General features: G+C 46.0%; 3 protein-coding genes. 1 reads left to right on the top strand and 2 read right to left on the bottom strand.

Going from position 1 to position 3,744, the window contains the following annotated elements:
• A partial coding sequence (locus tag U9Q77_05460) for a multiheme c-type cytochrome (GenBank protein MEA3286806.1) occupies positions 1–1,315 on the bottom strand: 1,315 nt, incomplete at its 3' end.
• Positions 1,316–1,337: 22 nt separating this feature from the next.
• Positions 1,338–1,904, bottom strand: coding sequence for a NapC/NirT family cytochrome c (locus U9Q77_05455; protein MEA3286805.1), 567 nt, complete (start codon positions 1,902–1,904; stop codon positions 1,338–1,340).
• A 297-nt stretch (positions 1,905–2,201) separates the two neighbouring features.
• Between U9Q77_05455 and U9Q77_05450 the strand changes: the two genes are divergently transcribed.
• Entirely contained in the window at positions 2,202–3,734 is a 1,533-nt protein-coding gene (locus U9Q77_05450; GenBank protein MEA3286804.1) for a DUF3365 domain-containing protein, read from the top strand.
• Positions 3,735–3,744: the final 10 nt, after the last annotated feature.

The following is a 3,744-nucleotide window of genomic DNA, read 5'->3' as shown; positions in this document are numbered from 1 at the left end:
TGTTGTTTTTGATCCGATAGTTATAGATGTCTTGCATATCCTTCATAACCTGGAATACCTGGAAGAATCCATGCCAATGGGCATAGTCAGGTCCATTCATCGCAGCACCCTGACGGGCACGACGACCAGTATGGTGCCAGAGATAGTACATCAACTCTTGATAACCATCTTTCCATGGATCTTTTTTGAGCAGACCCTTGGCAGCTAGTTCTTTCTTCATTTTCACTGCTTCATCCCAGTAGGTATTGTACAATGCAACGGCACTGTCCAAAGTTTGTCTGGTGTTATCGGTGTGGCTTTCACCATGACAGTTGACACAGACTTTACGCATCAACTTGTCACCTTTGACACCATCACCCCGGACGCCACTACGAATTTCACTACGCTTGTGCATCAGGTCCCACTTGAGACGATCATTAACGTTGTGGGTTGTTTCCAGTTCACCAATACCAGACATATGACACACTGCACAGGTTGGTGCTCTGTAGTCGCCAGGCTGCCAAGTTCCAGGAGCACTGTCCCATTCCCAATCTTCACCATCGGTCAAGAAAATCTGACCGTGCTTAGACTCAAGGTAAATTTCGATATCGGGATGATCAGGACCCAGGTGACAACTGGCACAGGCTTCGGGCTTACGAGCTTCTGCAACAGAGAACTTATGTCGGGTATGACATACCGTACAGGTACCAACAGAACCATCAGGATAAAGAGTACCAACACCGGCAGGCCAGGTGCTGTTGATTGGTTTATTGTCAGGGCCAAGTTCAATTTCTGAACCGTGGCACATAATGCAACCGGAAGTTCGTGATGCGTTATTGACTAAAGACCCTTCTTCTACACCCAGAAAAGCTGCTCCTTCATGTTGATGTTGCAGAGCAACCAGTGCGCCGCCTGCTTTCTTTTCGTCATAAACAGCATCACGAGATAGGTTTGCGTGGCCGCTCTTCAGGAACTCATCAACTTCAGATGGGTGACAACGTGCACAGGTTGCAGAGGAAACCATCGGAGAAATAAAGGTTTGACTCCCTTTTAAACCAGAACACTGACTTGCCATTGGAGAGTTTGACTCAACAACGTGACAGTCATAACAAGAAACGCCAGCACTTGCCATATTTCCAAGTTTCCAGTCTTCGACAATCCCTGGCGTCTTTTCAGCATGACATTCTATACATTTTGCCGCTTCCGGGGTGTAGCCACGTTTGATCTCAATCTTGCGTGGTGCCAGGTTCGGGGAATTGGCAGCAAAAGCCATTCCACTCCAGACCAGCAGGCAGGCAAGGCTGATCAATCCAATTTTTCCATAAATTTGTTTCACTTTAAACCTCCTTTTCGTTTAGTTATTTTTCCGACGCATAGAATTCTTCGACTGTCTGCAGCATATTTTTGTGTCCAACATGCATGTGACATTCGGCACACATTTTGTTTGCTTCACCCCGCATATAAGACCGGTGAGCGATCAAGCCGCCCTTGGATATTCCCGGAGGGGTCAGGTTGTGGTGACAACGGTGACAGGCGCTGTCAAAAGTGAACTTGAGACGATTTTCCTCGGTATTGGCAGCCCAATCGAAACTTTTTCCATCAATTGTAAAATTGTGCCAAATATCGCTTGCTCCAGTTCTTGCCTTTGTGACCAGGTAGTTCACGAAACCGTCATGTGGCAGATGGCAGTCTACGCATTGTGCAGTAAAACCTTGAGGGTTTTTACCGCCGTGGACAGAAGCTTTCCACGAGGTTCTAAATGGCTCCATGACGTGGCAACTGACACAGAATTCATCTGTGTTGGTTGATTCCACCATGAAACCGGAAGCCAGAACCAGGACCATCGCACCCACAACGCCAAACATCGCTCCAAAAATCAAAAACTTTTTCGCGCCGGACTTACTTGGGGTTTCGTTACTCGACATTCAATCACCTCCTTACTTGAGTGGCAGTCTTAGTACCTTTCGAGGAAATTTAACTTATGAAAAAAACTACTGTAGTAAAAAGTATCAGAATTCAGCTTGACAGCAACAAATTAGCCAACATATTTTATACTGCAACGGACATGCCACAATAAATGCTCTATTTTTCAGTAGTATATGTTTGTTTGAATGTTGTTTTTGTTACCAGTGGGTAGCCTTCTCGCTGTCTCTTGTGTTACCGTTTGGTAGCAATATCTCTGAATACGTAACCTCCTATGATTAGTAAGGGTTTTCGTTGCTATGCAGTTAAAAACTAAACTTATCCTTCTGATCAGCCTGGTGATTTGTATCTCTTATGGAATCACCTTTTATCGTACCTCCAGTTTTCAGGAAGATCTGGTTGTCGAGCAGGCGACTCAGCAGGCAAAAATGCTTTTCAATCAGATCCGCCTGACGCGGCAATGGGTATCAGATCACAATGGTCTTTTCTTCGTAAAAACTTCCGGCGTGGAAAGTAATCCATTTCTTGAGCAGGGGGAGATTCAAGACAGCCGGGGCAACTGGCTGGTCAAGCGCAACCCCGCCATGGTGACCCGGGAGTTGTCAGCTTATGCGGCGAAAGAGGGAATGGGGCAGTTTAATGTCACCAGTCTGAAACCGATGAATCCGGACAATGCTCCTGATGATTTCGAGCGACGCAGTTTAGTCAAATTTGCCGATGGGATCGATGAAGCAATAGAAATTGAACAGGTTGCAGGGAGTTATCGCCTCCGTTACATGGCCCCATTGACGGTTGATTCTCAATGTTTAAATTGCCATGACCAGCAGAACTATACCGTTGGCGATATTCGAGGGGGGATGAATATTACTGTGCCGATGAATTGGGCTTACGCAGAAATCAAAGCCAATAATCAGATGTTACTGTGGATAGCTCTGGCAACTATTATTATCGTCTCTCTCAGTATCTATCTGTTGTTTAATTCCCTGGTCGCCAGACGATTGAAGTTACTTGCCGGAGTGATGGATCACTATCCGGAACAATCTTTTCCCACAGCTAGAGTACCCGATGATGAAATCGGGGTGTTGAGCAAACATTTCCATAAGCTTTGTTTGCGACTTGAAACATCGCAAAAGGAGCTTGATGAATCCCGTGAACAGGTTTTTCAAAGTGAAAAACAGGCCGCATTGGGTCGCCTGGTTGCCGGGATTTCCCATGAAATCAACAATCCACTTGGGGGAATGCAGAACTGTATCCAAACCATGCAGCGGAACATGGATCAACCTGAACTGCAAAATCGCTATCTGACATTGCTGGGACAGGGCCTCGAAAGGATTAAAGGGACGGTACAGCAGTTACTGAATATTGGCAGAAAAGAACCTCTGGAAACCAAATTGGGCGATGTTGATGCCATGATTCAGGATTGTCTGGAACTGACTTGCATGGGGCAAAAGCAGATCCAACTGGATCTACAATTGAATATTGGCAAGCCGGTGACGACCGGGGTTGAAGCTCTCCGTCAGGTGATGATGAATATTGTTGGGAATGCTGTTCAGGCTATCGGCGCAAACGAAGGGATGATCAAAGTTGTCAGCCGATTGGAGGATGGATCTATCCGTATTGAGGTTTTCGATACTGGTTCTGGTATCAGTTCTGAACATCTGAATAAAATTTTTGAACCCTTTTTTACGACCAAGGAAGTTGGAGAAGGAACCGGCCTGGGACTTTCCGTCTCCGATTCATTAATCAAACGTTTGGGAGGTCATATTGCTGTGCAAAATAACCCGGGTGGTGGAGTTTGTTTTGTGCTGACGATTCCAGTTGAGGAAAACTGATGAATACGCG

The sequence above is a fragment of the Candidatus Neomarinimicrobiota bacterium genome (assembly GCA_034716895.1).
In the GTDB taxonomy this organism is placed as follows: domain Bacteria; phylum Fidelibacterota; class UBA8477; order UBA8477; family JABMPR01; genus JABMPR01.
The sequence above is the reverse complement of the archived record's forward strand: the minus strand, read 5'-3'. Positions and strand labels throughout refer to the sequence as shown.

What these genes read in the sequence shown, in the direction of transcription:
- U9Q77_05455 (MEA3286805.1), bottom strand. Translation starts at nt 1,904, where the DNA reads ATGTCGAGTAACGAAACCCCAAGTAAGTCCGGCGCGAAAAAGTTTTTG.
- U9Q77_05450 (MEA3286804.1), top strand. Translation starts at nt 2,202, where the DNA reads ATGCAGTTAAAAACTAAACTTATCCTTCTGATCAGCCTGGTGATTTGT.